This window comes from Micromonospora sp. NPDC048999, assembly GCF_040649295.1.
In the GTDB taxonomy this organism is placed as follows: Bacteria; Actinomycetota; Actinomycetes; order Mycobacteriales; family Micromonosporaceae; genus Micromonospora.
The window spans coordinates 1-25,921 of sequence record NZ_JBEZFI010000061.1; the positions used below are offsets into that span (position 1 = coordinate 1).

Consider the following 25,921-nt stretch of genomic DNA (forward strand, 5'->3'; position numbering starts at 1 on the left):
GTACGTAGCCTCTTCCGGCAGGCCTGGACCTTGTACCGGTGGGACACCCGCCCCACCCGCCGACCATGAAGCCCACCTATTTGCGTGGCCTCTTAGGCCGGGTGAGATCCCACTGCGCGGCGCTCGCGTAGCCGAGTGCGCGCAGGGTGCCGCCGTTAAGCCGGATGGGGCCAGGCATGGCGACAGCTCGAGGAGCCGTGTCCAGGGCAGTGGTGATCATGGTTCGGTCGTTGGAGATGAACGCGCCCGTTGCGGTCGCGGCCAGGGCGAGCGCGAGGGTGGACTTACCGGCGCCGGAGTCGCCGACGATCAGGATGCCGCGCCCGTCCATGGTGGCGGCGGAGGCATGCAGGCACACCCAGCCGTCGTCCTCGGCCCGGCGGTAGCCGATCTCCCGCAGATGCCGGGCGGCGTTCATCGTGGCATCGGTGTCGTCGCAGGTAATGACGGTGAAACTGTCCGGATGGCGGACGATGAGCTGCGGCGCGATCCCGGCGTGGGGATCGGTCAGGAGCACTAAGCCGCCGGGCATCTGGCGCCATGTCGCCGGGGCGCCGACGTGCATCAGCACGTGGCGCGGCGCTTCGGCGCCCCGTACGCGGACGTGTTCGGCGAGGGCGGCGGCGCGGCTACGGGGCAGGGCTAGGCAACGCATCGTCGCGGTGGCGCCGGTGGGGGCGGCGGGCGTGGCGGGGCTGACGACGTTCCACAGTTCGTTGGCTGGCGTGAACAGGCGCTGAATGTAGGTCGTTGCCGCGCCGGTCGATGCGAGCACGTCGACTGTTAGGCCACCGAGTTGGACGGTGATCTTCTCAGTGCACCACGCGTCGAGGGAGGTGACGTTGGCGTCGCCGTCGAGTAGGCGTATGGCCTGGTCAGTGGCGGGCATCGGCGTCTCCGGCGGCGAGGAAGTATTCGATCTTGCTCTGGCCGTCCCGGGCGTGGGGAATGTGGTGGGCTGTCAGGGCAGCGGCGACGGTGTCGGCGGTTTCGGCCACGGATTGCCGGATCCGGGAGGCGGTCGCCGTGATGGGGGTGGCGGTGAAGCACGCCCCGTACTCGATCTCGACCTGTTGGAGGGTGCCGGTGTACGGGGCGAGGGTGGTGGTGTCGACGGTCACGGTGGACCAGTGACCGTCCGCGTCGATGGGCGAGGGCTGGTCCCAGGTGGCGCGGTGGAGTGTGCCGGCATGGACGAGGCGCGGGTGGCCGAGGGCTTCAGCGGCCTGGGACAGGGCTTCGTCACGGGTAGCGGCGGGGCGGATGCTCTTGTGGAGACGGCCGTCCTTGAGGAATTTGGCTTTGGCCCACCATGTCCCGTCGGGGCGTGGTGTCAGGGCGGCGTACTCGCGTCGCCCGTTGCCGGGCTGCAGATAGATGTCCGAGCGCAGGACCCGCCGGTGGATGGTGGGGCCGAAGACCGGCACCCCGGTAGTGGGCAGGTGGTCGCGCAGGAGGCGTGCGACGGCGGCGGGATTGGCCGGAAGGGTAAGGGTGATCTTCTCCTCGGTTTCCTGGCCTCGCCCGGAGCGGTGGCCGGTCCTGGGCAGGGGGAAGTTCACCGCCGCGTGCTTGTCGGCGGTGGCGGCAGCCCACGTCGTGAACTCGCCTGACGCGTCGGCGGACGCTGTGGTGCGGTGGAAGGTTGCTAGGACGGCGGCGTCCGGACGCCACTGCACGGTGATGAAGAAGATGGCCTCACCGGTGGTTTCGTCGAGGTGGCAGGCCCACAGGGGGACGCGGGCCGCTCCGGGGGCGGTCTTCGTCGGGTGACCGCCGTCGAGCCCGTGCCACAGATGGCGTTGCAGGGATGGACCGTCGAGGACGAGCACGGGGCCGAGGGTGGAAATACTGAGGTGGGTGTATGCGACGGCTGGGTCGGTCGCCGATTCGGTGGTGGCCGCGACGAGGAGCACGAGTAGTCCCTTCGGGGGATCTATGGCCGGGTGAGGTTCGCGCGCCATACGGAGCGCTGACCCGGATCTCCCGGGCTGAGGTACTGCACGGCTTCCTCTCTCGGGACGAGTCCTGCACTGTGGATGAGGTGGATAAGGTCGTCGGGGGCGATGAGGCTCATGTGCTGACCGTTCGGCAGCGCGTACCGGTCATTGCCGAGCGGAGTGAGGCAGGGGTCGAGGTGCCCGGCGGTGAAGAGGTTCAGCGACAGCGTTCCGCCCGGAAGCAGGACCCGGTACAGCTCGCGCAGTGCCGCGGCGAGGCTGTCGCGGTGGTGGAGGTTGTGCAGGACCCCGTGGCACACGACGAGGGACGCCCGGCGGTCGCTCACAGGGAGGCTGGTGACGTCTGCTTCGACGAAGGCGGTCCGGGGCCTGGTGTGGCGGCGGGCCTCTTCGAGCATGCCGGGGTGCAGGTCGATCGCGAGCACCTGGTAGCCCGCGGCGGCCAGGGCGGGCAGGTTCCGGCCGGCACCGCAGCCCACGTCGAGCGCGAGGGCGGCTTCGGGTGCTGGGGTGTCGAGCAGATCCGCCAGGTAGGGCGGTACGGGCAGCTCGGCGAAAGCGGCGGCCGTGGCGCGGTCGTTCCAGTAGGCGCCGGTGGGGGCCGGGCCTGCGTGTGTCACTGTTCCTCCTGGCTGTGCAGCGTGTAGCCGCCGTTGCACGGCCGGCTGCGCAGGGTCCGCAGTCCCGCGTCGGCGAACGCCTGCTCGCACCTTTCGGGGGTGCGGGTGAGGGCGGCGAAGGTGGGACCGACGGAGGAGAGGGTGAGGATCTCGGCGAGGCGGTCGGTGAAGATGTGTTCGACTTTCTCGCCTGTGGCCAGCAGGTCGGGGTGGGAGAACGCGCAGTTGGCGAGACTTCCCATCCGGAAGCGGTAGTCGAACAGGAGGCTGCCGAGGGGCTGGAGGTCGCCGTCGGTCAGGGCGGGCCAGGCGTCGTGCAGGAGCCGGTAGGCGATCTCTGGGCCGTAGGTGCGGCCGGTTGTGGTGAAGGCGTCGAAGTGGCGGGCCTCGGCGGCGAGGCTGTCCCGGGCGTCCCAGATCACCGGGTCGCGGGGCATGCCGAGCACGATGTGTATCTCCTCGGGCAGGGTGGCTTGCAGCAGCGGCACCTGCGCTCCGGCAAGCACCTGGACCGCGCCGGGTATGAGTCCTGCTGCCGCGGATCCGCCCAGGCACTGGACTGGCAGGAGGTGGTCGTTCTCTTGGTCGATCTCTTCACCGTGGTTGAGGGCCAGGAACTTGACGAGCTGACGGGCGGTGACAGGACGTCCGTAGAGTTCGTTGACGGCTGCGGCCACGGCGGCGATCTGTCCGCTGCTTGATCCGAGCCCGAGGTGCGCGGGCAGGTCCGGGGCGCTCACTTGTACCCGCAGCCGCTCGTGGGTGCCGAGCGCCGTACGCATCAGCAGCGCGGCGTGTCGGGCAAGAACGGGGTGGTCGCAGTCGGGAGTGGTCTGCACGGTGGGTCCGTCGCCGACGATCTCGACCTCGACGCGGCGCATGAGGTCACAGGCGAAGAGGAGTTCTCCCGCGAGGTAGGCACCCCGGTTGGGAACGATCTTGCTGGAGTCCAGGGCCATGGCATTGATGCGGCTCGGGTAGGCCAGGCGTATCCGGTCCGCAACCGGCTGCGGCGCTTTGCTGGGCATGGCCTCGAGCGCGAGTGGGTAGCGTGGGGCGCCGAGCGGGAACGGCGGGAAGTCGCGGTCGATAGAGGGGCTCATGTGGGGCTCCCGGGGCTGAGCAGGGCGCGGGCGCTGTCGGTGACGTCGAGAAGGCGGTCGAGGGCGCTGGTGGTGTAGCCGCCGCTGCCGAGCGATCCGTCGGCGCGGACGGCCATGTTGTCCCGGGCGAGTTGGCGGTGGGGTAGGCGGAAGCGCAGCAGGTCGTCGATGAGCAGGGCGGCTGCCGGCTGCAGATGGGGATGGCGGCGGGCGAGGCGGGCCAGGCCCGGGGTTCGGCGGGCCGCGTCGGTCATGGCGCGGTGGTGCGGCGGTAGATAGAGGACGTTGTCGGTGAGGTACTGCTCGTACCAGGCGGCGAGTTCGCCGGTGGCCGCCTGGTTGAGGATCATCACGTCGAGCACGAGCAGCGGCATCTGGGCGCCGCCCGGCGCGTAGTAGGTCCGGCCGTCGATGTCCAGCGGCGGGTAGTACGGACGCAGAAGACCGGTGAAGTATTGGGGTGTCAGCGTCCTTTTGACCGTGAGCAAATGGGCGGCGAAGTCTCGCAGCAGTTCGTGGACGGTCGCGGCGAGGGCATCGGCTGCTTCCCTGTCGGCAGCAGAGGGCAGGGCGGAGCAATGCCGGATCGCGTCGTCGAGGACATGGCTGGCGGCGGTAACCTCGTCGATGAATACGTGCTCGCCCGGGGTGTCGGTGAAGGAACGCCGCCGGGGACCGCAGGGGTTGCGGGTGGCGTAGGAGTACACCGTCTCCCGAGGGACCTCGCCGGCCGTGTCGCCTAGGTGGAGCATGGCCGCTTCGACCGCCGACGGCGGGACCCGGTGCCCGGTGTGGCGGGCGAGGGAGGCGGTGATCATGCCCAGGTCCCGTAACGCCGCCCGGGCGGGGGCGACGTCGCGGATCGAGGCGGCGTGCCGGGAGAGGCGCTCGGCTCGGGCCCGCAGCCAGGCGGTGTCGGCTGCGATGTTGGCCTGGGGCAGGGCCCTCATCACCGCGTCGGCGCCGAGCGGGTCGAGCGTGGCCGTGGTCGAGTCGAGATCGTGGGTAAGCGTCATAGGTCCTCCCCCAGCTTCTGGGGCCGGCGCCCCGGGCGCGGTCATTCGATGGGCTGGTCGTCCCGGTAGGACCACACGCGGCCGGCACTGAGGCTGTCGAGGTAGTCCAGCAGGGGTTCGATCTCGGGCCGGGTCGCGGTAGAGGACGCCAGGACGGACTTCGCCTCGTCCAGCGGCAGCAGGACCGCACCGGTCACCTTGCCGTCCGGGTCGTGCACCGCGATCTCGCCGTCCCACTCGGCGCAGTCGAAGGTCGCGACGACGGTGGAGGGATATTTGGTGGTTGTGGTGTTGACGAGGTAGGCCAGCGGGCCCACTGCCGTCAGGTTCAGACCGGTTTCTTCCTTGACCTCGCGGACCAGGGCCTCGGTGAGGAGTTCGCCGCGCTCGACGCCGCCGCCGGGGATGGACCACATCTCCTTGCCGTCGCGCCGCTCCTGAACCAGGACAATATGCTCGCCGCGCCGCAGCAGTGCGGCGACGACCTGGACGCCGGGCCCGCTAACCGGTGCGGCAGCCGACACGGCGGTGGCAGTTTCGTTGGCGGTCATGTTCGCTCCAGTTCGGTCCGCAGGGCCGCGGTGCACCCAGGGATCTGGGTGGCGTCACGGCCGTGCCAGTACAGGAAGTACGACAGGGTGATGACCAGGCGGTGGAATGCGAGGCGCTGTTCGAACAACGGGTCGACCAGCTCCCCGCGTTGCTGCCAGTAGGCATCCAGCAGCTGTTCCCGGTTGTGAACGGAGGGCTGGCACCAGCGGTCGAGTTTGACGAACTCGCTGGCGTATTCCGCCGTGGTGGCGTGGTCGAAGTCGAGCAAGGCGATCTGACCGCCGGGTCGGATGAGGATGTTATCTGGGTGGATGTCCTGATGGGTATTCACGCATTCCAGGTCGCCGAGCTGTTGAGCCAGCGGCAGACCGCGCCGGTGGGTGGCCTCGGCGAGCGCGGCGGAAACCAGCCGGTGTCGGCGAAGGGTGTCGACGAGGTCGCCGAGCTGGCGGGTACGGGAAGCCGGCGTCGCCGTGAGGGCAGGCGTCGGCGGGCAGGAGTGCAGCAGGGCGATCTGGTGTCCGAGCCGCGGCCACAGGTCCGTCTCGATGGCGTCGTCCTCGCGGGCTTCGGCGAAGGTGCAGCCGTCGAGCCATTCCTGGAGCAGGAAGGGGCCTAGGCCCGGGTCGGTGCCCACGTGCAGGACCCGTGGAACCGCTACCCCGCCTGCTGCCGCGTCGCTCATGGCCGTGGCCATCTGGCGTAGATGGGCTTCGCCCTCACGGTCGTTGAGCTTGAGGAGGTAGGAGCGGCCGGCACTGGCCAGGTGCCAGCAGGTGTTGAAGCGGCCTTGGGGCAACGGCCGGGCGTAGAACGTCGCGGTGCCGGGGAGGAGACGTCTGACGGCGGCGTGATCGAGGACGGCCGTGGTCATCGGTCGGCTCCCGCGATGACGAGACCGGAGGGTAGTCCGTCGCGCGTGAACACCTCATGGACATGCTCGGCGAAGTTGACGACCTGCTCGATGTCGAGCCGTAGCGGGTCTCGGACGTCCAGTCGGGGCAGGGCATCGTGCAGATGCCGGCCGAGGTCGAAGGGGACGCAGAGTTCGATGGCTTCGGCCCGGGGCTCGGACAGCGCGGTGAGTGCCAGGTGCAGGCCGCTGTCACTGATCCGGCCGTCCACGGTGCACAGCCCGGCCATCGCAGAGCGGGCGGCTAATACCGTGCCGATGCCGGTGGGGGCGAGAAGTTCGGCCAGGTAGGCGGTGCCCTTCCAGGTCCGACCGGTAACGATGTCCAGTTCGGTGTCGAAGAACCGGTTCGGGAAGCGCCGGAACTGCTCGCGGCGGAGGTGCCGGCGCCGGGGCAGCAGCGCATCGGCGTTGTGCCGGGCAGTCAGGACGGCGGGCGCGGCGGCGCCGTCGGTGCGGCGCACGCTGATCTCGGCCGAGGTGTCGATGGAGAAGGAGTAGTCGTCGCTGCCGGGGCGGAGGAATCCCGCCGCCTCCTTGCCGATCTTGACGGTGATGGCGTCGGGGAAGATCTGCAGCTCGTCGGCTCCGCGCTCACCGAGTGCCTTGTACTCGGCGGAGCGGAAGGCCCCGTCCGGCTCGAAGTTGAGCAGGACGCGTAGGGAACCGGACAGCAGCATCGTGGCGTGGATCGCGCCGACGAGAGACAGCTGCTGCTGGTGGAGGTCGAGGACCTCGAGGAAGTAGTGCTCGGTGCGTACGCCCATCAGCTCGTTGGCGAAGGGATTCTTCAGGTCGGGGGCGTAGACCCACAGGTCGCCGCCGGCCCCCGCCCGGCCCCAGCGGGTGTCCCGCATTTGCTCGCCAGTGGCACGCCGGTGGGTGAAGGTGTGGAAGGAGTAGCCCGGCGCCTGGGGGTCGCGGCGGCCTTCGGGGTGGACGACGAAGTGACGGAAGCAGTCGGTGTGGGTGCGGGTGTCCGCGACGACCTCGGAGGTGATGCTCCGGCCCTGTCCGCGGCCGTCGGAGGCCGTCGCGCGGGCTCGGGCGGTGGCATTGGCCAGGTGCCCGGCGAACGCGGTGATCTGGGCATCGGTCAGGGAACCGGAGGCGTAGAAGTGGTAGAAAAGGCGCTCCCCGCCGCCCCCGTGCGGGTCCGGGAGAGTGAGGGGGACGAGCCGGTAGCGCTCGCACAATTGCGGCGGCAGCCGTTCGCCGGGGTGGCTGAAGGCGGCGGAGACAACGGGCGCGTGCGGGGCGGACACCAGCAGGGCCTCGGGGTCGGCTGCCCGTACGGCGGCCGTGAGCTGGTCGCGGCGTTGCAGGCAGCGGGTGGTGAAGGCGGTGTAGCCGGTACGGCCCAGGGTGTGCAGGGTGGCCCACAGGGCTGCCGCGGTAGCGCCGGGGCGGGAGCCCAGGATGGTCTCGTCCGGGATGCGGGTGTGCGGGTCGATCCGGGTGACGTGTTCGAGCAGTCCCTTGCGTACGAGCAGAGCCCCACACGAGTACGGCATGAGGCCGGCCTTGTGGGGGTCGACGGCCATCGAGTGCACGCCGGGGCTGCGGAAGTCGAAGGGCAGATCGGGAGCGGTGAAGGGGAAGACGAATCCGCCGTGCGCGGCGTCGACGTGCAGGAAGCAGCGGACGTGACCGGGGTGCTGGAAAGCCAGGTCGCGCAGGGCTGCGGCGATCTCGTCGACCGGGTCGGCGAAGCCGCTGTTGTAGTACCCGGCGGTGGCCACCACGATGATCCCGGTAACTCCCGCCGCGATAGCCTCATCGGCGGCCCGACGGACCTGTTCGCGGGTCAGGGTCCAGGTGGACCCGACAGGCAGGCGTACCAGGTCGATGTCGAGGATCTCAGTCGCTTTGGCAACGGAAGCGTGGCACAGGTCCGAGGTGAGCACGCGTAACCGGTGGCCGCCGGTGCGCAGCAGGTTGCGGGCGATGCGCAGGGCGCCGAGAGTCGCTTCGCTGGCGCCGCTGGTCAGGTGCCCGTCGAGGGCTCCGGCGCGGTAGAGACCCGCGAGGACTGCCAGCGCTTCCTTCTCCAGCCGCCGGGTTCCGGCCTTCCCCTCGCCGAAGCGGGTGTGGACACCAACGTTGTTGGTGTTGACTGCCGACCAGTCGCCCAGGATGCGTACGGCCTCCGGGTGAGGGGCGGCCATCGCGAAGCCGAGCCGGGTCTGCCCGGGGTCGTCCCAGGCCGGTATCTCGCCCCGGGCCTGTGCAAGGTGCTGGTCGATGGACTCGCGAGTCCAGCCGGCTTCGGGGAACTCGATGGGCACCGACCAGCCGATGTCCAGATCACCCATGAAGAGTGCCTCCTCGGGTTTCGGGGGCGATCTCGCCCCGGTGCTCGGTCTTGGTGAACCGCAGGCCCCGGCCGGTGAGTGTGGCGGCGCTCGCGCGCAGGGCCAGCAGCCACGGGCCAAGCGCGCTCACCGCGGGCTGCGGCAGGAAGGTGGCGATGGCAGCGGCCGGTGGCGGCTGCTGCCAGCGGCCACCGGCCTGGCCGGGCGTCCGGAAATCCTCAAGAAGCCGGCCGCGCAGCCGGTACGCCACACCCGGCTCAATGACCCCCGCAGCCAGCGCGGCCACGGCCAGTGGCGTGAACCGCCGCCGGGCGGCCAGATGTACGGCGGCGGCCGTCATCACTATCGGTCCCAGAGCCCAGGCGGCGCCGTCGGCCAGGGCCCGGGCTGCCAGCAACCGCTGGCCAGTGCGCGAGAGCAGGGTGGGCCGGGCAGCGGCGAAGCGGTAGTCATGACGGGTCGCGGCGTTCGCGAAGGCCACGCTGCTAAACGCGCGTGCCATGTCCGCCACGCTCTGGTACGGCTCGACGATATTGACTGAGGGCAGGACCGCGATCGGCTCGCCGGCCATGCTCAGGCGGTGGCCGACCGCGAGGTCGTCGTGCGGCTCCTGGAAGAACCCGATGTCCTCGATCTTGTCGCGGCGCACGATGAGCCCGGAACCCACCCCGTAGACCATCGGTCGCGCCAGCGTGGTCAGCAGCCGGGGGCGTCGTCCGGGAGCGCACCGGCGGGCCACCATGACGCGGCGGTATTCGATGCCGAGGGTGCGGCGGAACGAGGCGAGGTCCTGACCGGCCATCACTGCCGAGCGCCGACCGCGGCCCTCAGGGAAGGCGGGGAGCATCGGCTGCTGGATCATCGCGGGCCGCTCGGCCGCTGCTTGGGCGAACTGGGAGCGCAGCCGGGCGTCGGGAACCGCGTCGGCGTCGAACACCGCGATGTAGTCACCCGTGGGCGGCAGCAACTGGTCCAGCGCCGCGACGGCGTAGTTCAACTGGGAGGCGCGGCGACCCTGGCCCGGATAGGACACGACGTGGAAAACCTCTCTGGCCAGCCGCTCGTTGTGTACTCGTGTCAGATCCCGGCACAGGTCCTCGGTGGTCTGCTGACCGTGGGGTATCTCGGCTGCCTCCCGTGCGGCGGTGACCACCAGGACGTGTAACTGCGGCCACTGGGCGGCGAGATCCGCGAAGCGCGCCAGCGAGCGGGGTATCACCGCCTGTTCGCGCAGCGCGGGGATGATCACCGTCAGGCCGGGTGCCTCGCCAGGCGATGTATGTTCGGCGCGGTCGGCTGCGGAACGCAGACAGCGGTAGGACAGGGACATGGACGCGGTCATGTACAGGGACCGGACGGTGTAAGCGGCGGCGAGCAGGTAGCTGACACGGATCACTGTCTCTCCTGTTCGGCGAAGCCCAGCGCGTGCAAGCACCGCTCGGCGTCCTCGAAGTAGCGGGGGCGGGCCTGAGGTCGGCGGGTCAGGATGCGGGTGCGGGCGGTGGCCGGCTCCCATCCACGCGAGCGCAGGATGGCGTAGGCGGCGGCCGGCGAGCGGTTGACCCCGGCCGCGCAGTGGCAGTAGAGCCGGGCCGTCTCTTCGCGTGATGCCCGCTCGGCGAAGGACACGCAGGCGGCGTACCAAGCGGCGCCCCGAGAGACGCCGTCGTCCGCAGTGGGCGCCGAATGCCACACCAGGTCGGGGCAGACGGCGGCGGGCGGCGGCACCGGGCGCGGGGTACGGCAGTCCAGTACGTGCGTGACACCCAGTTCGAGGAGCGCCCGGACCGCGAGCGGGCTGTCCGGCGCGGCGCCGACCAGGAGCCACTCGGTCACCGACTGTGCATCCAGATCCAGAGCACGTTCAGCGCACATCGGCGGACCCCACCGTCGGGGGACGAGCGGTGTAGATCCGTTCAGCGGTGCCGCGCACGAGCCGTCGGGCGATGTCCTGGCCCATGGTGACAGCGTGATCCATGTTGCCGATCTCGTACCGCCAGGTGCCGAAGCGCCCGCGTGAATAGATGCTCTGCCTCTCCAGCCATGGCTGAATAAGCGCCAGCGCCGCGTCCCTGCCGACGGTCGGTACCGGGTAGGCGTAGGGAATCAACTCCACGTGGCCACTGACGCGTTCGGCGCTTTCGGGGACCAGGCCACAGCGGCGGAGCGCCAGGTCGCACTCCTCGACCAGCCCGGCCCGGTCCAGCAGGGTGCCCGCGGGCAGTGACGTTTCGGTCATCCAGGCCGAGTACCGACCGGGGTCGGAGTCCGGGACGTTCGCCGGCGCGTATCTGGAGAAGTTCGTCGCCCGGTAGAACGGTGCCTCACATCCGGGGAAGTACAGCCAAGAACGCCGGTCGGTCGTCGGCGAGCGGTAGCCGAGGCCCGCCATCGCCACGGTGGTGTGGCGCAGGGCAGTAGCAGCCAGCCGCACGTCCTCTGGCGCTCCGGCCATCATCGCAACGAGCCCGTTGAGCGCGCCGGTGGCGACCAGATGGTCGTAGGCGAGGACGGTACCGTCGGCCGTCAGCAGGCTCTTCGCGGCCTCATCGACGTAGACGACGCGCTGACCGGTGCGGACATCGCCATCGAGGCGGGCCGCGAGCCGTCGCCAGATCGCGCCGGTGCCGCCCGACGCCGGAAACGCGAACTGCGCGTTGGGACCCCAAACTTGCGTGCCGGTGAATCCCGTCTTCAGCGCGAGCCGCAGCGCGCTGATATCCGCGGGCGCGACTCGTTCGGCGATCCAGGAGGCAGACATCTCGCTCAGGCTGGTGGCCCAGATCTTCTTGTTGTACGGGGCGAAGAACTCCTCTACCAGGGCATGGCCGTATGTGGCCTCCAGCCACGAGGCGAAGTCCGTCTCCGCGAGAGCGCGGCCTCGGGCCTGGGCTGCGGTCAGATCGTCCAGGCACCTCCGGGCTCTTGCCTGGGTCAGGTGGTGCAGGTGCTGCTGGAAGGGATAGGGCACCCAGCTCCCGCCGTGCCGGACGAACGATGAACGCTGGTGGCGCAGTAACTCCTGCGGCTCGAATAACTCGGCCAGTAACGCGTCGAAACTCTTCATCTTGGAGAACACGACGTGACCGCCGAGATCCCAGGTGAAACCGGCCTCGTCGACGACCGAGGAGCCCAGGCCCCCGACCCTCGGCGCGGCCTCCAGCAGCACCCAGTCGCGGTGACCGAGGCGCTGGAGTTCATGCGCGCATGCCAGCCCGCAAGGCCCCGCACCCAGGATCACCACGGGAACAACGGGACGTGCTCGGGTTCTGCTGTTCCTCACGACATCCTCCTCACCGCGCAACGGCCGGGGTGGCTGGTAACTACCGGATACCGCCCTCGTTTTCTGTTGGCGCCGGCAGCGGACCGAGGCCGAGGTGCGCTCCGGGCCGCGACGGGACGCCTCTCACCCGGCCTGCAGACGCAATCGGTACGTCTGGCGTGTGCCGTCGGCCGAAACTGAGCCGGTCGGCTCGAAGCCGAGGTGTTCGTAGAAGCCCCGGGCATGTCGTCCGGGGTGGTCCGGCCCGAAGGTCGTCACCTCGACGATTCCCGGAACGGCAGTGAGGTCGCGCAGTGCGGACCGGACCAGGAGAGTCCCGATGCCTCTGCCCCGAAACGCGGTGCTGACGGCCAGCCAGCTGACCTCGTACCGCGGAGGGTGAACCGACATCAACACACCGCCAGCGATTGCCGCTCCAGGAGTGCCCGGCGCATCCCGCACGCATAGAGCGGTTCCGCGCTCCACGTTGCGCTCCAGGGCTGCCTGGAACTCTGGGTCGTCGACCATGGGCCCGAACAGATCCTCGACCTCATCTGCGAGGCCCCGCCAAGCGGGAAGATCGGCCCGGACCGCGAGGACTACCTGCATGCGCGCACTCCTGGAAGGGCAAGAGAGGGCGGACGATCTCACGGACAAGACCGGATGAACCGCATCTCTACCCCATACCGCTGATTCCTGGAGCCGTGGCCGGGCGGGGATCAGACAAAAGGGGTCCCTGCGGGGCCCCCTGGCCGGGCTCGAGGGCGTGCGCAGCCTCCAGCGCGGCGGGTACGTGAACGTAGATCTCGCGATCGCACGGGGCAGACCGTGCGCGGTGGCACGGCCGACCGCCGTGGCAACCGCGTTAGCGACGGTCGCGGGAGTCCACACGGTCTGTGTCCGGGTCGGCATGTCGTTCCTCTCTACAGGGGTGCGGGCGGCTGCCGCTGTGTGAACAGTCCGCAGGCGGCCAGAGGCGCCGATGTGGTGGTGGGTGTGGCCGGCGGCGGTTATCGGGGGAAGGCCGCCGCCGGCCACGTCGGTCGCCGCCGCTCCCACCCGAGCGGGCGACCGGGCTTCGGGGGTGGCCTGCGGGTTAGCGGGGTTTGCGGGCGGTGGTGGATGCGAAGGTGTAGCCGCGTACCAGGACTGTCGGGTCGTCCATCAGTTCGGCGAACCGGTCCAGGTCGGCGTGGGTGAGACCGTGGGTAAGGAGCCGGTCGGATAGTTGGGTGGCGTTGTCGGCGTACAGGCGGCAGCCCGGGGTGCCGCCGGCCCAGGTCCGCGCGATCCAGCGGGTGCGCACGTCCTGGAAGCCGTTGGCGAGCAGCACGGCGGGGACCATGTCGCCCCAGTGCAGGTCGACGCCGCGGTCGTCGAGGACGCTGAGGATGGTGTTCACGACCCAGCCGATGAGCTGGTTGTCGTCGTCGGCGGGGGCGTGCACGGCGATCGGCGCGTAGACGATCTCGCCGAGGACGAGCTGCCCGCCGGGCCGGAGCGCGATGATCATCTGATCAAGCACGTCGTGCCGGTTGGGTAGGTGCTCCAGGACACAGCGGGCGGCGGCGACATCGACGCTGCCGGGCTCGACGGGCAGCGGCTGGCTGCGCAGGTCCCGCTGGTAGACGTCGACCACACCGGTCGGGTCGAGCAGCCGGGTGTCCATGTCAACCGCGAGGACCTTCCCGTCACGGCCGACGAGCTCGGACAGGTGCCTGACGATGGAGCCGGCTCCGGCGCCGACGTCCAGAGCGGTCTGCCCGCCGGTGATGCCGAGGCGGGCCAACTCGTCGAAGGTGATCGGGTCCAGCACCTCCTGCAGCGGGCCGAGCTGAGCAGTGGTGTTGCGGAACTGGTAGCGCTGTGCGGTGGCCGTCATCGCGGGACTCCTCCTGTTGATGTGTCAGTGGTGCAGGACCGTGTGTGGCGGGTGGGCCACACACGGGAGCGGCGGGGCTGCATCCGCCGGTCCGGTTGTGGTGGGGGCGGGGTATCGCCGTCGGCTCGCAAGCCGTCCGGCGTGATCTGGGGCGCGAGGTCGAGGAGGAGAGGGCTCGCCGGGCGACCGAACCGCAGCGTCGCCGGCGCTGGTATGCGCGCGGTGTCGGCGAGGTCGCCGCCCGACATCGGCGCAGGCACGACGCAGCCGTGGGTCGTGGTGATCAGCAGTGGTAGGTGTCTGCGGGGTGGGGCGGGCAGGCCTCCGACGGTGAGGGCCATGGCGAGCACGGCGATCCCGGCGATGCTGCGGCTGGCCCGCCGGCCGTCGCTGGAAGCCGCGGGTGGCAGGGGCGGGACGCCCGTGTTGACGCCGCCGTCGGGCACGGTGGGCGGCGCCACGTCGTCGAACGGCCGGTTCTGGGGGTCGGCGGGCGGGGCGTTCATGGAGTCCTGCTCGGGTTGGTGAGGGCGAGGTGGTCGCGGATCAGGCGGTCAGCGTGGTCGCCTGCTGTGTCGATGGGGCGGCTGAGCTGGCCCGCGGTGAGGACGTGGACGGTGCTGGTCAGGGCGGTGGCGGCCCGGACGTGTGGCAGGGCGGCCAGCACGGTGACGCCGTAGGCGGGCAGGTCACGCAGGACGCGGGTGACGTGCGCGGCGATGGTGGGGGCGAGTCCTTCGGTGGGTTCGTCGGCGAGCAGGAGCCGGGGAGCGGTGCGCAGGGCGCGGGCGATGGTGAGCATCTGCTGTTCCCCACCGGAGAGCTGGTGGCCGCGGTGGCCCAGCCGGGCGGCGAGGGCGGGGAACATGTCCAGCAGTTCGTCGACGGTCCAGGGCCGGCCGGGCTGGCCGCGGCGGGCGGGCCGGGTGACGGTGAGGTGATCGGCGACGGTCAGCGACGGCCACAGCCGCCGCCCCTGGGGGGCGAGGCCGACGCCGGCGCGGGCGGCCCGGGCGGGCCGCCACCCGGTCACGTCATGGCCGTCGCACCACACCCATCCCGCGCGGGGGCGCAGGTGCCCGGCGAGGGTGTGCAGCAGGGTCGTCTTCCCGGCTCCGTTGGGCCCGACGATCGCGTGCACGGCGGTGGTGGTGAGGTCGAGGGACACCCCGTGCAGGACGGGCACGTCGGCGTGGTAGCCGGCGGTGAGGTCACCGACGTGCAGCATCATCGCCTCCGTGACCGAGGTAGAGGGCGGCGACGGCAGGGTCGGCGCGCACGGTGTCGGCGGGGCCGTCGGTGTGGCGGCGGCCCTGGTGCAGCACGGTGATCCAGTCCGCGACCGCCGCGACGACATCCATGTGGTGCTCCACCAGCACGATCGCCATCCAGCCGGGCAGGCCCGTCAGCACCTGGAGGAGGCGGCCGGTTTCGGTGTCGGTCAGCCCGGCGGCGGGTTCGTCGAGCAGCAACACCCGCGGCTGCCCCGCGAGGGCGACGGCCAGGTCCAGCATTCGGCGGTGCCCATGCGACAGGGCTGCGGCCGGATAGTCGGCGTAGTCGGTCAGGCCGACCAGTTCCAGCAGTTCCAGGGGTGTGCGCTCGGGATGTCGGCGGTGATGCCAGCCGCCGATGCGCACACCGTCCAGGACGGTCAGGTCGGGGTAGACGGCCGGGTGTTGGAAGGTACGGCCGATGCCCGCCCGGCCCCTCCACCCGGCGCCCCGGCGGGTGATAACGGTCCCGTTGTAGGTGATCGTGCCGGTCCGCGTCCGGGTCGTGCCGGCGAGGATGTTGAGGAGGGTGGACTTGCCGGCACCGTTGGGGCCAATGATCGCGTGCCGGTCACCAGGCGCCACCGTGAAGGAGTCCAGGTCGAGGACGGTGAGTCGCTGGTAGGCGTGCCGCAGACCGGTAGCGACCAGGCCGCCACTGTGGGCACGGTCCAGGTCGCCGCTCGCGCGCCGGGACGGCACCCGATCGTCGGCGTCGACGCGCACGATGCTCACGAAGTCCTCCTCGACATGTGGGGGGCTGTGGTGTCGGGGCCATTGGCAGGTGGGCGTAGCACGCGCAGGGACCGACGTAGGCGTGCGGGCAGGGCGGTCAGACCGCCGGGAAGCAGATAGACCGCTGCCACGAACAGGGCGCCCAGGAGCAGGGGCGCATGGCCGGGCAAGTCGACGGCCACGACGTCCCGCACGCCGAGGACCATGACGGCGCCGACCACAGCGCCGGGCAGTGACGCCGTCCCACCGATGACGACGGCCAGGAGCGCGAGCGCGGCGCTGGTGAAACCGACGTCGGCTGGTGTGATCCACCGATGGGTGTGGATCAACAGCGCCCCACCGATCCCGGCCACCGCCCCAGCGCCGGCGTGCACGACCCACAGATAGGTGGTCACCCGGTGGCCGCTGGCGGCGGCGCGGGCTTCGTTGCCGCGCACGGCCGACAGCAGCAGCTGCCGGTTCCCACCGAGCAGCCGCATTGCTACGGCGGTGGCCGTGGCGGCCACCGCGGCGGCGTAGAGCAGCACCGCCCGGTCGTCGAGCAGCGGCGGTAGGCCGGGCAGCAGCCGCGGAGCGGGGATGCCGGCGAGGCCGTCGGTACCGCCGCTCACCGTCCGCCACTGCGACGCGGTGATGGTGGTCAGCTCCGCGACGGCGAGGCTGAGCATCAACACCACCGTGCCCCGATAACGGGCCAGCACCACACCCACCAGCGCCGCGACCATCGCACCGGCCGCAGCGGCGGCGAGAAGATGCAGCGCCGCGTCGGCGACACCGTGCAGAGCCAGGTGGGCGGTGGTGTAGGCGCCGGCAGCGTAGGGGGCGACCTGGCCGAGCGTGGGCAGGCCCGCGTGGCCGGTGACCACGCAGACGCTGACCGCCAGGAGCGCGAGCGGGAACATCCGAGCGGCGGTAGCGTGCAGGTACGTGTCCGGCCACGCCACCACCGCGGCGATGCCCAGGGCCGCGAGCACCGGTGCCGACCACGGCAGGACTCGCCGCAGCAGCAGCCGTATCCGGTCGCTTGTCCGTGCGTGGGTGAATGCGCTCATGAGCCGACCTCGCCCTGAAGAGGAGAAACACGGGCGAGCAGCACCACGGCCATGGCAGCGATGAGCAGATACGGTGCCAGCGCGGGCACGGCGATCACACCGACGGTCTGGACTACGCCGACGCCGACGGCGGCGATCACGGCGCCGGGCACCGAGCCGAGACCACCGCAGACAACAATGACCAGTGACAGCAGCAGCGTGGTCTCGGCGGTGCCGGGGCCGACACCGAGGATCGGAGTCGTGAGCGCCCCGGCCACGCCGGCCAGCGCCCCAGCGGCAACCAGCACCGTCGCGTCGACCACGGCGGGGTTGACGCCGATCCCGGCCACCATCGCCCGATCATCGACCGTGGCCCACACCAGCCGGCCCGCGCGAGTGTGGTGCAGCACGACGTAGCCCGCAGCGGCAATCAGCACGGCGATCCCCAGGACGGCGAGGCGGTCCACCGGATATCGATGCCCGGCGACAGTCGCCGTGCCGTCCAGCGCGGTGGGCAGCTGAGGTCGGAGGACGTCCGGCCCGAAGGCGATGGTGAGCAGATCGGCGCCGATCAGCGCAATACCGAGGGTGAGTAGCGCCTGGTCGAGGTGTCCCCGCCGCCCGCGCAGCCTCGCCGTCGCGGCGGCCAGCACGCCGCCGCCCGCCGCACCGGCGACGGTGGCGAGGGCGACCGCGGCGGCGAGGCTGGCCCAGGTGCCCGTGCTGATGGCCGCGGCGACGTAGCCGCCAAGGGCGATCAGGGTGCCGTGCGCGAGGTTGAGCACACCCCCGGCGCCGAACGAGACGGTCAGGCCCGCGGCGGCGATCGCCAGGAGCAGGCCGTAGGCGATCCCGTCGACGGCGGACATCAGGTAGGCGTCCACGCGCACAGCACCCCTCTCCAAAAGATCGTTTTGCGGCGGCGGGTTCGAAGGTCAGGTGGTGGGCAGGGTGGTGAGGTCCTGGACGAGGACGTTGGACAGCACCGGCCCGTCGGGCTTGACCTCGCGCAGGTACCAGCGCTGCACCGGCCGGTGCTCGGTCGGGTGGAACTGCCAGTCCCCGCGCGGTGACACGACCCGCCCGACCTTGCCGATCGCCTCGTTGAGCTTCGGGCCCGTCACCTCTCCGTCGACCGCCGCGAGAGCACGGTCGAGGACGGCGGCGGCGTCGTAGGAAGCCATCGCAAACGTCGTCGGCTGGCCGGAGTGTTTGGCTGACCAGGCTGCGACGAAGTCCTGGTTCGCGGCGTTGCCCAGGGTCGGCGAGTAGTTGAGGACGTTGTGGATCCCGGTAGCCGCCGCGCCCTGCGCGGTGAGCACCGACCCCTCGGTCAAGAAGCCAGCGGCGTAGAGGGGCACGTCCTTGAGGTCAGATTGGCGGTACTGCTTGACGAACCCGACCGCCGCGGCACCGGCGTAGAAGGTGTAGACGGCCTTCGGCTTCGCCTCGGCGGCCTTGTTCAGGTACGGCAGAAAGTTCTCCGTCGCCGGGAACGGGGTGAAGGTCGCCTTGCCGTCCGGATTGGCCAGCTTCCCGCCCAGCTTCGTGAACGTGTCGGTGAAGCCCCGCAGCTCGTCCCAGCCGCCCTGATAGTCCGGGCCAATCGCATACACCGTCCCGTCGCCGACCTGGGACTTGATGTAGGAGGCGATCGCGATGCCCGGCTCATCCGAGTTGTAGGACGTGTGCCACGTGTAGGACAAGTCCCGCGGCTTGCCTCCCACTGGCGCGAACGCGGGGCGGGCGTTGGCGCCGATGAGGGGAATCTTCCGGTCGGTGGTGAGGGTCTGGACCTTATCCACAGTGGCCCCGCCGACCAGACCGGTTAACGCAACCACCTGGTCGCGTTCGAGGAGCTTCTGCGCGGCGGGCACGGCGGTGGCCGGCCCGTCGCCCTCGTCGCCCACGACCAGCTCGACCGTCCGGCCGCCGAGCTGCCCACCGTGCGTGTCGAGATACAGCTTGAAGCCGCGTTGCATGTCCTCGCCAACTGTGGTGTAGGTGCCCGACAGGGACACCAACAGTCCGACCCGCACCGTGTCCTGGTCGGCGGTGGAGTTGGTGCATGCGGTGGCGGAGGCTGCCAACGTCAGTGCGGCCAGCGCGGCGACGCCGCGCCGGTAGCGGGCAGGAGATGGGGCGGTCACGGGTGCTCCTTCGGTTGAAAGGTGGGATCGTGCTGGTCAACGGCGGCCGTGTGCGGGGCGAGGATTCCGGAGCGGGTGCGTAGGGTGTGCTCGATGAGTGCGATCAGCAGCCGACGGACGCAGTCCCGATCGCGGGCGTCGATGTCGACGATCGGCACCTCCGGACCGAGGGCCAGGGCCTCACGGAGATCGGCCACCGGGTAGGTGCGGGCACCGGGGAACTGGTTGACCGCCACCACGAACGGCAACCGGGCGTGCTCGACGTAGTCGACGTGCCGGAACGAGTCCGCCAGCCTGCGGGTATCGGCGACGACGATCACCCCAGCAGCACCGAGCGTCAGCGCGTCCCACATGAACCAGAACCGGTCCTGTCCCGGCATGCCGTAGACGTAGACGGTTACCCCGTCCACGCTCAGGCGGCCGAAGTCCATCGCCACCGTCGTCGTGGTCTTCGCCGGAACGTGTGTGGTGTCCTCCACGGCGGCGGCCGACAGGCGGGCCTCGGTGGTCACCGGAGCGATCTCCGACACCGCCCCGACCAGGGTCGTCTTACCCACGCCGAACGGCCCGGTCAGCACGATCTTCAGGCTCGACAGCCCCGGCCCCGGCCGTGAGCGTGGCGCCGGTGGGTGCGCGGCTGCGGGGAGGACAGTCATCTCCGCCCGGCCCCGGCCAAGCCTGTGGCGAACGCGGGGGTCAGTTGGTCGCCGACCTGGTCGGCGAACCGGCACAGTTCCTCGGTCACGAACGCGAGGTCAGCGTCCCTGTGGACGAGGGTAAGCAGGGACGCGCCGGTGCTCACCGTCGTCAGGATCAGGTAGCCGCCGGCCAGGTCGGTGATGTTTCCCTGCACCCCACCCGCGCCGAAGTCCTGGGCCGCGCCCCTGAGCAGGCTGCTCAATCCGGCCGCGACCGCGGCGAGCCGTTCGGCGGCGTCGCGGTCCAGGCCACCGGTCCAGGCCAGCAGGAGCCCGTCGACGGACACCGCGACGGCCTGACTCACCCCCGGCACCCGGGCGAGGTTGTTCGACAGCAGGTAGTTCAACTCGGTCATGACTGGCCTTCCTTCGGCTGAGGGAATCGGCGGCGCAGGCCGCGCTGATACGCCCCCGCGGTGCTCGCCAGCCCACCCGGCCGCGGCGGCGGCACGGCAGACAGCGCAGGGGCTGGGGGTGGGGTGAGGTTGTGGTTCGGCTGCCGTCTGGGCAGACCGTGCACCGTCGTCGTGTCCGCGGCTGACGGCGTCGGTGGGGCGGTCGCGAGATGCACGGAGGCCCCCGGAACGAACCATGACGGCGGTGGCGCTGGCATGCGACGGGCAGTCTCGCCGTGCATCGGGTGACGGGGCGCGGGTAAAACCTGCAGCGCCTGCGTCGGCGCGTCCGCACTGGACACACCGCCCCAGCCGTACGCCGCCGCCTCACGGCGCGGTGCGTCTACGGGGGCGGCGGGCAGGGTGAGAGTGGACGCCGGTGTGCCCCCAGGAGCGCGGCGCCCCACGATCGGGCCTGCCGGCATCACCCCCTGCGGTGCAGCGATGATCTGGAGACCCCCCGTGGGAATCGTCACCTCGGCGACCGTGCCGCATGGCTGCCCCGGCACCAGCCGCACCATCAAGCCATGCGCGGCGGCCAGCAGCGCCACTGTCGCCAAGCCCTGCCGACGGATGTGCTCCACCCCGACCGTCGGCGCCGGCCGCGCCAGCTCGCCGTTGAGCTGCGCGAGGAGGTCCGGCTTGATGCCCGCGCCCGCGTCGACGACCTGCACGACCACCCGATCGCCGAGCAGATGCCCACTGACCAGGGCATCGCCGGGGCTGAAGCGGGTGGCGTTGTCCAGCAGCGACGTCAGCAGATGCACCAGGTCGTCGATCAGTTTCGGCGGCACCAGCACCCGCTCGTCGACCATCCCGGCCACGACCCGCTGATACTCCTGGATACGGCTCTGCGCCGCCTGCACCACCGTCATCAGCGCAACCGGCTCCTCGTGCACAGTCCCCAGAGACAGACCCGACAACACCAACAGGCCCTGCGTGGAGTGCCCCAACTGCGCGACCAGGCTGTCCAGCCCGAACAGCTGACCGAGTGTCTTCGGATCCGCCTCGTCGCGCTCGGCCTGGTCCAACGCCACGGTCAGTCGATGCGTCATCAACTGGCTCCGCCGGCCGACGGCCTCCACCACGGCCGCCGCGACCTGCTGCTGCCGCGCCAGGTCCGTCGCGGTCACGTACACCCTTGAGGCGAGAGTGTCGAACGCGACCGTGACCTCGTCCACTTCATCCCGCGGTGGGCGAGCAGGCGCCAGCGGCTCCGGCGGAGGCGGCATCGACCCCGGATCCGTCGGGTCCGCCGCCTTCACCCGCCGCACCAGGTCCGGCAGTTCCTGATGCGCAACCTGAGTCACGGCGTCCCGCACACTCCGCAGCCGGGCAGCCAGCGCCCGGCCCTGCCGTGACGCCACCACCCCGGCCACCGCGATCAGCAGCACCGCCACACCGGTCAGCACTCCGGTGGTAACCCACTGGGCAGTGCGCTGCCGGCCTACCTCGGCCACGATGTCCGCGTCCACCCGCGCGCGCACCGCGCCCAACCGGTCTCGACGCTCACCGCCGGCCGTCGACCATCCAGCGAGATCCACCCGCAACCGCTGGCCCACCCGAGCGCGGGCCACCTCATCATCCAGCCGCTGCGCGGAAAGAACCCGCTCTCCGGTCAACGCCTGATCCAGCCACAACCGCCACCGCACCGAGGACCGATGCGTCGCCACCAGCAGCGCCTCCTCATACCCGGCCCGATTGGCGGCGAACTCCCGCTGTGCCGCCGGGGTCAGCACACCGCCCGCGCTGCCCATCACAGCGATCTGCTGAAGCGCCGCCAGCTCGGTCACCTGCGACAGCGCCGCCGCCACCCGCAACTGGTCAGCAACAACACCGTCGGCGCCCCCGACCTGCCCCACGGCCTCCCGCACCGCCAACCCTTGCCCGATCGCCACCCGATAACGCATCGACACCGCCGTCACCGACGCCAACCGTGCCCGCACCTGCTCCCGCAACGCCGGCAACAGCCGCAACTGCTCGTCGAACAGGCCAACCAGACCCGCCCCCGCGTTCGACTCGCCGACGACCTCACGCCGATGCCGATAGGCAGCCACGGCCCGGTCCGACGCCGCCACCTGCTCCAGAAAGCCATTGGCGCCCTCCGCCCCTGCTCCAGGGCCAGCGACCAACACGACGGCGAGTTGGCGCTCACGGTCCAACTGCGCCAGCACCTCACCGGTAGCCGACGAAACCGCGACCAGCGTCGCCAGCCGATCTGCGGTCAGCGCCTGACGACCCGTCGACACCACACCCCACGCCGCGAACAACACCGTCGCCGCCAACGGGATCGCCAACAGCACGGCCAGTCGTCGAGCAACAGGCACAACAAAACCTCTTTTCCGATCGTGGCCTCGTCGGTAATCCGCAGCTGAATGCGGGCGAGTCGAATTCGGATCCGCCGCAATCAGCGCGTCACCAGCGGCCGGAACGGCGCGGAGTCCGGCGACTTACACCAATTTCCGACCAGCCATGGCCAGCCTGAGCTGGAATCTCGACCTGCGGGCCCACTTGGTGGCCCGACGCCACGTTTCCCAGGTGAGCGGCGCAGGGACGCCCGCGAGCGCTGTGCTTGATCAGTCATCGGCCCGGCCGATCCTGGGATGACGGCTTCCTTCGGGCAGTGCCCGCGAGGGCCATGCAGCGGAGGGGCCTGGGCCGGCTGACCGGCGCGCAATGGCGGGAAGGGTAGGCGGCTCGTCTGCGCCTCGACGAGATCGTTGCTGCGGGTGGCTCGGGTCGGCGTCGGACGCTCCGAACGAACCATCGAGGGACGCTATGGCGGGTCTGTTGCCCGAGGAAGGGCAGCCGAGAGGATTGAACGGCCGGTCGTCGTCGGCCGGGAGGAACCACTTCATATCACCCCTCCTCGCACAGGCGCCTCGCATTGACGGATGGCTCGGCGCAAATCAACGATCACGGAACGGCGAGGAGCTGGGAATACCGACCTTCGGTCCGACCTCACGTACCGACTTGCGGTCCGACCGGCAACTGACCTGCGAAAAACATGGCGGACCATCGGCTTCACCGATGTGGTCGGCCGGTTTGGCGGGGTTACATTGACATCACCCCGGCCCGACCAACCGTCAACCGGGCATGAGTGGTCCCTGGAGGCTGCCGGTGAACCACCCCAGTCCGTACGTCCGCCGACAATGGCTCGGCCGCGAAATCCGCCGACTACGTGAGGAGCATGGGCTGACGGGCGAGGCAATCGCCCGTGCTCTTGGGTTCCCGCGACAGCAACTCAGCGCGCTGGAAAACGGACATCTTGGCCCTGACATCGACCTCGTCAGCGGGATCTGCGACTACCTCTCGGTCGGGGTCAACAGGCGAACAGCCATCATGGACGCGGCAACCGACGGCTGGACCCGTGGATGGTGGACGGCCGACACCGAACGAATGGGCATCCGCCAGGCCATCTACGCCGACCTGGAAAGCGGCACCAAGACCATCACCGAGTACGCCATGGCCCTGATTCCCGGCTTGCTCCAGACGCCCGCGTTCGCCGATGCGCGGCTACGTAGCGATCCTGGCCGCCAGGGCGGCAGGTTCGACCCTGCCGCCGCAGTCGCCGCCCGCGCTCGTCGCCAGAGCCTGGTGCTCGCCACTGGCGGGCCGTGCTACGAGGCCGTCATTGATGAGTTCGCGATCCGACGATGCGCCGCCGACCCCGTAGTCGTCGCCGATCAACTTCGGCACATCGTCGCTGTGTGCGCGAACCATCCATCCGTGTCCGTCCAGGTCCTACCTGTCGACGCGTCGATCAGAGGACACAGCGCTCCTCGGTCCGCCTACTCGATCTACCGCTACCGCGATCCGCAAAGCTCCCACGCTGTCGCGGTAGACACCCTCACCAAAGACCTCATCCACACCGACCCGAGCGAGGTCGACCCGTACCTAAACCTGCACAGCAGGCTCAAGGCCGCCGCACTGTCACCCGACGTGAGTATCCGTCTCCTCCGCGCCGCGGCGGAGCATCTGGCACCTACGGAAGGAGTTCCGGCATGACCAAGCAACAGCACACCTGGCGTAAGTCCAGCCGCAGCGACGATGGCAACTGCGTCGAAGTCGCCGTCGCTAACGACGTGGTCCTGACCCGCGACTCGAAGGACCCCGACGGGCTGGTGCTGCGGTTCGCCCCGCAGCGGTGGCAATCGTTCGTCACGGGCATTTGCAACGGTGGATTGCAGGGCCCGGACGTGCCCGAGTGACTGGGCGACGGCGACGGTGCAGCACGCGCGCGGCCCGGTAACCGAGGGTGGCAAGATGGCCCACACACCGGCTGTGAGATGCGGCACCCGCCGCGCGTACCTCAGGAGGTGTTGTGCCTCGTCATCCCGAGACGGAGACCACGCCGAACACGCGCCTTACTGAGGCACGTGAGCGTCTGCCGTCACCTCTGCGGCATGGGCAATGCATGTCCCGCAGCGAGCTGGCCGACGTGGTCAACATCGCCTTGCACCAGCTCTACCCGGGCCGGGACATCGCCGCCCATTACGTCGACAACCGGTGGGTGGGCAAGCTGGAACGAGGAGAGCACCGCTGGCCCAGCGACGAACGCCGTGCCGCCCTTCGTCACGCCCTCGGAGTCGCCGGCGACACCGATCTCGATCTCTTTATCCCGCGGCGCACCAGCAGCAGTCAGGTAAGCGCCTTTGACCCCCGGTTGTCGTCCGCCCGCTCTGTTCCGCAGTCAGACCTGCCTCCCGCCGGCGACTTGCTGCAACTAGCGGCACCCGCACACCGCGAGCTGCTATCTGACAGTGCTGGTACGTGGAGTCGAGTGGTTATGGCGCCGGGAGGGCAGCATTTTCCCGGCGCCGCCATCGACGTCGAGGTGTACCCAGCGGTCGACGACGGCCGGGTCCTCGCCACGATTACCCATGCCGCCCCAGAACAGAGGTGGTGCCGCTCTGTTCAGCGGCGGCTCATCCTGGGGCGTGTCGACGACACACCAGATTGCCTCGGGGTCTTCGCGCTGGACTCTCGGCCGGCAGTTCGGCATCTGGTCGGAGCTGGTCGAGACGCACGGCTGCTCTTCCCTCGCGTGTACCAGCTCGACGCGATCACCGCCGGGGTTCTGTGGGCGGTGGCGAACCTCGACCTGTCGCTGCTGCTGGACGACGCCCGCTTGGACGCCGCCCAGGCTGCCGCCTTCCCGTACAGGGACATGGCGGCATCGGCCGCCAGCCGCGACATCGCGGAAGACTTGGATCCGGTGTCGCGGCTGTGGATCGGATCGGCGTTCTGCGCCGACCACATTCGCCGCCACTACCATCTCCTGTCCGACATGCCCGTCTATTGGACGCGGGAGCAGCGTGGGGAGGAAGCCAGCACATGGCTACTGTTCCGCCACAAGCTGAGGTATCTACGCGAGACCGCTGAACACTTCCGAGGCGCATCCCAGCCGATGACCAGGATGTTCTGCCTTCCCTCGCACACGGTGGCCGCCTCGTCGATATCTGAACGGATTTTGCTGCTGCTTGCCGTGGCATTGATGGAATCCCTCGGGATCCACACCGCAGTCACGGACGACCCGGAGTACACCGCGTTGCCCGGGCTCGTCATCGACAAGCAGCGTGCAATCGTGGCCACCTGGATTCGCGCCGACAACATCTGGCACGTCGACGCCATCGACCACCGCAACACCATCGCCGCCTACCGCGACGCTCTCGGCCACGTCCAGGCTCACTCCGTGACCGCCAACGACACGCCCGGCGGACGGCTACGCCACCTGGCCGACTACCTGAGCCTCGACTGGCACTGGCTGCAAAACCGCTGCGCCGACCTCGGCCAATACGGCTTCGCAGGCCTCGCCGAGCCCCGCAGCCGTCTACTCTCCCTCGACGGCGTCGACCAAGCATGCCGCTTCATCGGCACCCTGCCGTAATAGGCTCCTGCACACCCCGCCGCGATCGCCGAAAGACATCCCAGGAGCTTGAATGTCAAGCAGCAGCCTCGTTGAGGTGATGCGACCAGGCGGTCGCCTCGTGGTAGGGCGTGCCGGTTTTGAG

The 25,921-nt window shown here is 70.1% G+C and carries 25 protein-coding genes; 4 read left to right on the forward strand and 21 right to left on the reverse strand.

Translation table 11 applies throughout. From position 1 onward, the window contains the following. Nucleotides 1–76 precede the first annotated feature (76 nt). The 13 genes from AB0C02_RS31505 to AB0C02_RS31565 all read right to left on the reverse strand — a co-directional run bounded on the left by AB0C02_RS31505 (nucleotide 77) and on the right by AB0C02_RS31565 (nucleotide 13,624). Nucleotides 77–889 carry a hypothetical protein gene (locus AB0C02_RS31505; protein ID WP_357552776.1) on the reverse strand — a complete coding sequence of 271 codons (813 nt, stop codon included), beginning with the start codon at nucleotides 887–889 and terminating at the stop codon, nucleotides 77–79. Then, nucleotides 876–1,916: a hypothetical protein gene (locus AB0C02_RS31510; RefSeq protein ID WP_357552777.1), complete on the reverse strand. Its 1,041-nt coding sequence runs from the start codon at nucleotides 1,914–1,916 to the stop codon at nucleotides 876–878. The genes AB0C02_RS31505 and AB0C02_RS31510 overlap by 14 nt, the downstream gene beginning before the upstream one ends. 20 nt (nucleotides 1,917–1,936) lie before the next feature. After that, nucleotides 1,937–2,581, reverse strand: a complete 645-nt coding sequence (locus AB0C02_RS31515; protein ID WP_357552778.1) for a class I SAM-dependent methyltransferase — start codon at nucleotides 2,579–2,581, stop codon at nucleotides 1,937–1,939. Then, entirely contained in the window at nucleotides 2,578–3,684 is a 1,107-nt protein-coding gene (locus tag AB0C02_RS31520) for a hypothetical protein (protein ID WP_357552779.1), read from the reverse strand. Before AB0C02_RS31520 ends, AB0C02_RS31515 begins: the two co-directional genes overlap by 4 nt. Further along, nucleotides 3,681–4,700, reverse strand: coding sequence for a monodechloroaminopyrrolnitrin synthase PrnB family protein (locus tag AB0C02_RS31525; protein ID WP_357552780.1), 1,020 nt, complete (start codon nucleotides 4,698–4,700; stop codon nucleotides 3,681–3,683). Before AB0C02_RS31525 ends, AB0C02_RS31520 begins: the two co-directional genes overlap by 4 nt. Nucleotides 4,701–4,741: 41 nt before the next feature. Further along, a complete protein-coding gene (locus tag AB0C02_RS31530) occupies nucleotides 4,742–5,251 on the reverse strand; it encodes an NUDIX hydrolase (protein WP_357552781.1) in 510 nt (169 codons plus the stop codon). After that, nucleotides 5,248–6,126 (reverse strand): aminoglycoside phosphotransferase family protein, encoded by an 879-nt coding sequence (locus AB0C02_RS31535; protein ID WP_357552782.1) that lies wholly within the window; start codon nucleotides 6,124–6,126, stop codon nucleotides 5,248–5,250. Before AB0C02_RS31535 ends, AB0C02_RS31530 begins: the two co-directional genes overlap by 4 nt. Then, nucleotides 6,123–8,480, reverse strand: coding sequence for a pyridoxal-dependent decarboxylase (locus AB0C02_RS31540; protein WP_357552783.1), 2,358 nt, complete (start codon nucleotides 8,478–8,480; stop codon nucleotides 6,123–6,125). The genes AB0C02_RS31535 and AB0C02_RS31540 overlap by 4 nt, the downstream gene beginning before the upstream one ends. Next, a complete protein-coding gene (locus AB0C02_RS31545) occupies nucleotides 8,473–9,876 on the reverse strand; it encodes a glycosyltransferase (RefSeq protein WP_357552784.1) in 1,404 nt (467 codons plus the stop codon). Before AB0C02_RS31545 ends, AB0C02_RS31540 begins: the two co-directional genes overlap by 8 nt. After that, complete coding sequence (locus AB0C02_RS31550; protein ID WP_357552785.1) at nucleotides 9,873–10,316, reverse strand: hypothetical protein; 444 nt, start codon at nucleotides 10,314–10,316, stop codon at nucleotides 9,873–9,875. The genes AB0C02_RS31545 and AB0C02_RS31550 overlap by 4 nt, the downstream gene beginning before the upstream one ends. Nucleotides 10,317–10,344: 28 nt before the next feature. Continuing rightward, nucleotides 10,345–11,724, reverse strand: coding sequence for an FAD-dependent oxidoreductase (locus AB0C02_RS31555; RefSeq protein WP_357552786.1), 1,380 nt, complete (start codon nucleotides 11,722–11,724; stop codon nucleotides 10,345–10,347). A 162-nt stretch (nucleotides 11,725–11,886) separates the two neighbouring features. Further along, entirely contained in the window at nucleotides 11,887–12,351 is a 465-nt protein-coding gene (locus AB0C02_RS31560; RefSeq protein WP_357552787.1) for a GNAT family N-acetyltransferase, read from the reverse strand. Nucleotides 12,352–12,838: 487 nt separating this feature from the next. Beyond that, on the reverse strand, nucleotides 12,839–13,624 hold the full coding sequence (locus AB0C02_RS31565; protein ID WP_357552788.1) for a methyltransferase domain-containing protein: 786 nt from the start codon (nucleotides 13,622–13,624) through the stop codon (nucleotides 12,839–12,841). Between the two features lie 339 nt (nucleotides 13,625–13,963). Here AB0C02_RS31565 and AB0C02_RS31570 point away from each other — a divergent pair, with 339 nt between their 5' ends. Next, nucleotides 13,964–14,152, forward strand: coding sequence for a hypothetical protein (locus tag AB0C02_RS31570; protein WP_357552789.1), 189 nt, complete (start codon nucleotides 13,964–13,966; stop codon nucleotides 14,150–14,152). Here the strand turns inward: AB0C02_RS31570 and AB0C02_RS31575 are convergent. From AB0C02_RS31575 to AB0C02_RS31610, 8 genes are read right to left on the reverse strand one after another with little or no spacing between them, the layout of a single operon-like run. After that, complete coding sequence (locus tag AB0C02_RS31575; protein WP_357552790.1) at nucleotides 14,127–14,852, reverse strand: ATP-binding cassette domain-containing protein; 726 nt, start codon at nucleotides 14,850–14,852, stop codon at nucleotides 14,127–14,129. The two genes, AB0C02_RS31570 and AB0C02_RS31575, sit on opposite strands and share 26 nt — an antisense overlap. Further along, nucleotides 14,836–15,633, reverse strand: a complete 798-nt coding sequence (locus AB0C02_RS31580; RefSeq protein WP_357552791.1) for an ATP-binding cassette domain-containing protein — start codon at nucleotides 15,631–15,633, stop codon at nucleotides 14,836–14,838. Before AB0C02_RS31580 ends, AB0C02_RS31575 begins: the two co-directional genes overlap by 17 nt. Further along, complete coding sequence (locus AB0C02_RS31585; RefSeq protein ID WP_357552792.1) at nucleotides 15,630–16,685, reverse strand: branched-chain amino acid ABC transporter permease; 1,056 nt, start codon at nucleotides 16,683–16,685, stop codon at nucleotides 15,630–15,632. The genes AB0C02_RS31580 and AB0C02_RS31585 overlap by 4 nt, the downstream gene beginning before the upstream one ends. Further along, on the reverse strand, nucleotides 16,682–17,548 hold the full coding sequence (locus AB0C02_RS31590; RefSeq protein WP_357552793.1) for a branched-chain amino acid ABC transporter permease: 867 nt from the start codon (nucleotides 17,546–17,548) through the stop codon (nucleotides 16,682–16,684). Before AB0C02_RS31590 ends, AB0C02_RS31585 begins: the two co-directional genes overlap by 4 nt. Nucleotides 17,549–17,599: 51 nt before the next feature. After that, the gene (locus tag AB0C02_RS31595; protein WP_357552794.1) at nucleotides 17,600–18,814 is read right to left on the reverse strand and encodes an ABC transporter substrate-binding protein; all 1,215 of its coding nucleotides are present in this window, start codon (nucleotides 18,812–18,814) and stop codon (nucleotides 17,600–17,602) included. After that, a complete protein-coding gene (locus AB0C02_RS31600) occupies nucleotides 18,811–19,470 on the reverse strand; it encodes an ATP/GTP-binding protein (RefSeq protein WP_357552795.1) in 660 nt (219 codons plus the stop codon). Before AB0C02_RS31600 ends, AB0C02_RS31595 begins: the two co-directional genes overlap by 4 nt. Further along, nucleotides 19,467–19,868: a roadblock/LC7 domain-containing protein gene (locus AB0C02_RS31605; RefSeq protein WP_357552796.1), complete on the reverse strand. Its 402-nt coding sequence runs from the start codon at nucleotides 19,866–19,868 to the stop codon at nucleotides 19,467–19,469. Before AB0C02_RS31605 ends, AB0C02_RS31600 begins: the two co-directional genes overlap by 4 nt. Continuing rightward, the gene (locus tag AB0C02_RS31610; RefSeq protein WP_357552797.1) at nucleotides 19,865–22,234 is read right to left on the reverse strand and encodes a nitrate- and nitrite sensing domain-containing protein; all 2,370 of its coding nucleotides are present in this window, start codon (nucleotides 22,232–22,234) and stop codon (nucleotides 19,865–19,867) included. Before AB0C02_RS31610 ends, AB0C02_RS31605 begins: the two co-directional genes overlap by 4 nt. A 793-nt stretch (nucleotides 22,235–23,027) precedes the next feature. Here AB0C02_RS31610 and AB0C02_RS31615 point away from each other — a divergent pair. From AB0C02_RS31615 to AB0C02_RS31625, 3 genes are all read left to right on the forward strand, one after another. Then, nucleotides 23,028–23,915: a helix-turn-helix transcriptional regulator gene (locus AB0C02_RS31615; protein WP_357552798.1), complete on the forward strand. Its 888-nt coding sequence runs from the start codon at nucleotides 23,028–23,030 to the stop codon at nucleotides 23,913–23,915. Further along, nucleotides 23,912–24,118: a DUF397 domain-containing protein gene (locus AB0C02_RS31620; protein WP_357552799.1), complete on the forward strand. Its 207-nt coding sequence runs from the start codon at nucleotides 23,912–23,914 to the stop codon at nucleotides 24,116–24,118. Before AB0C02_RS31615 ends, AB0C02_RS31620 begins: the two co-directional genes overlap by 4 nt. Before the next feature lie 206 nt (nucleotides 24,119–24,324). Beyond that, entirely contained in the window at nucleotides 24,325–25,797 is a 1,473-nt protein-coding gene (locus AB0C02_RS31625; protein ID WP_357552800.1) for an XRE family transcriptional regulator, read from the forward strand. Nucleotides 25,798–25,921 lie beyond the last annotated feature (124 nt).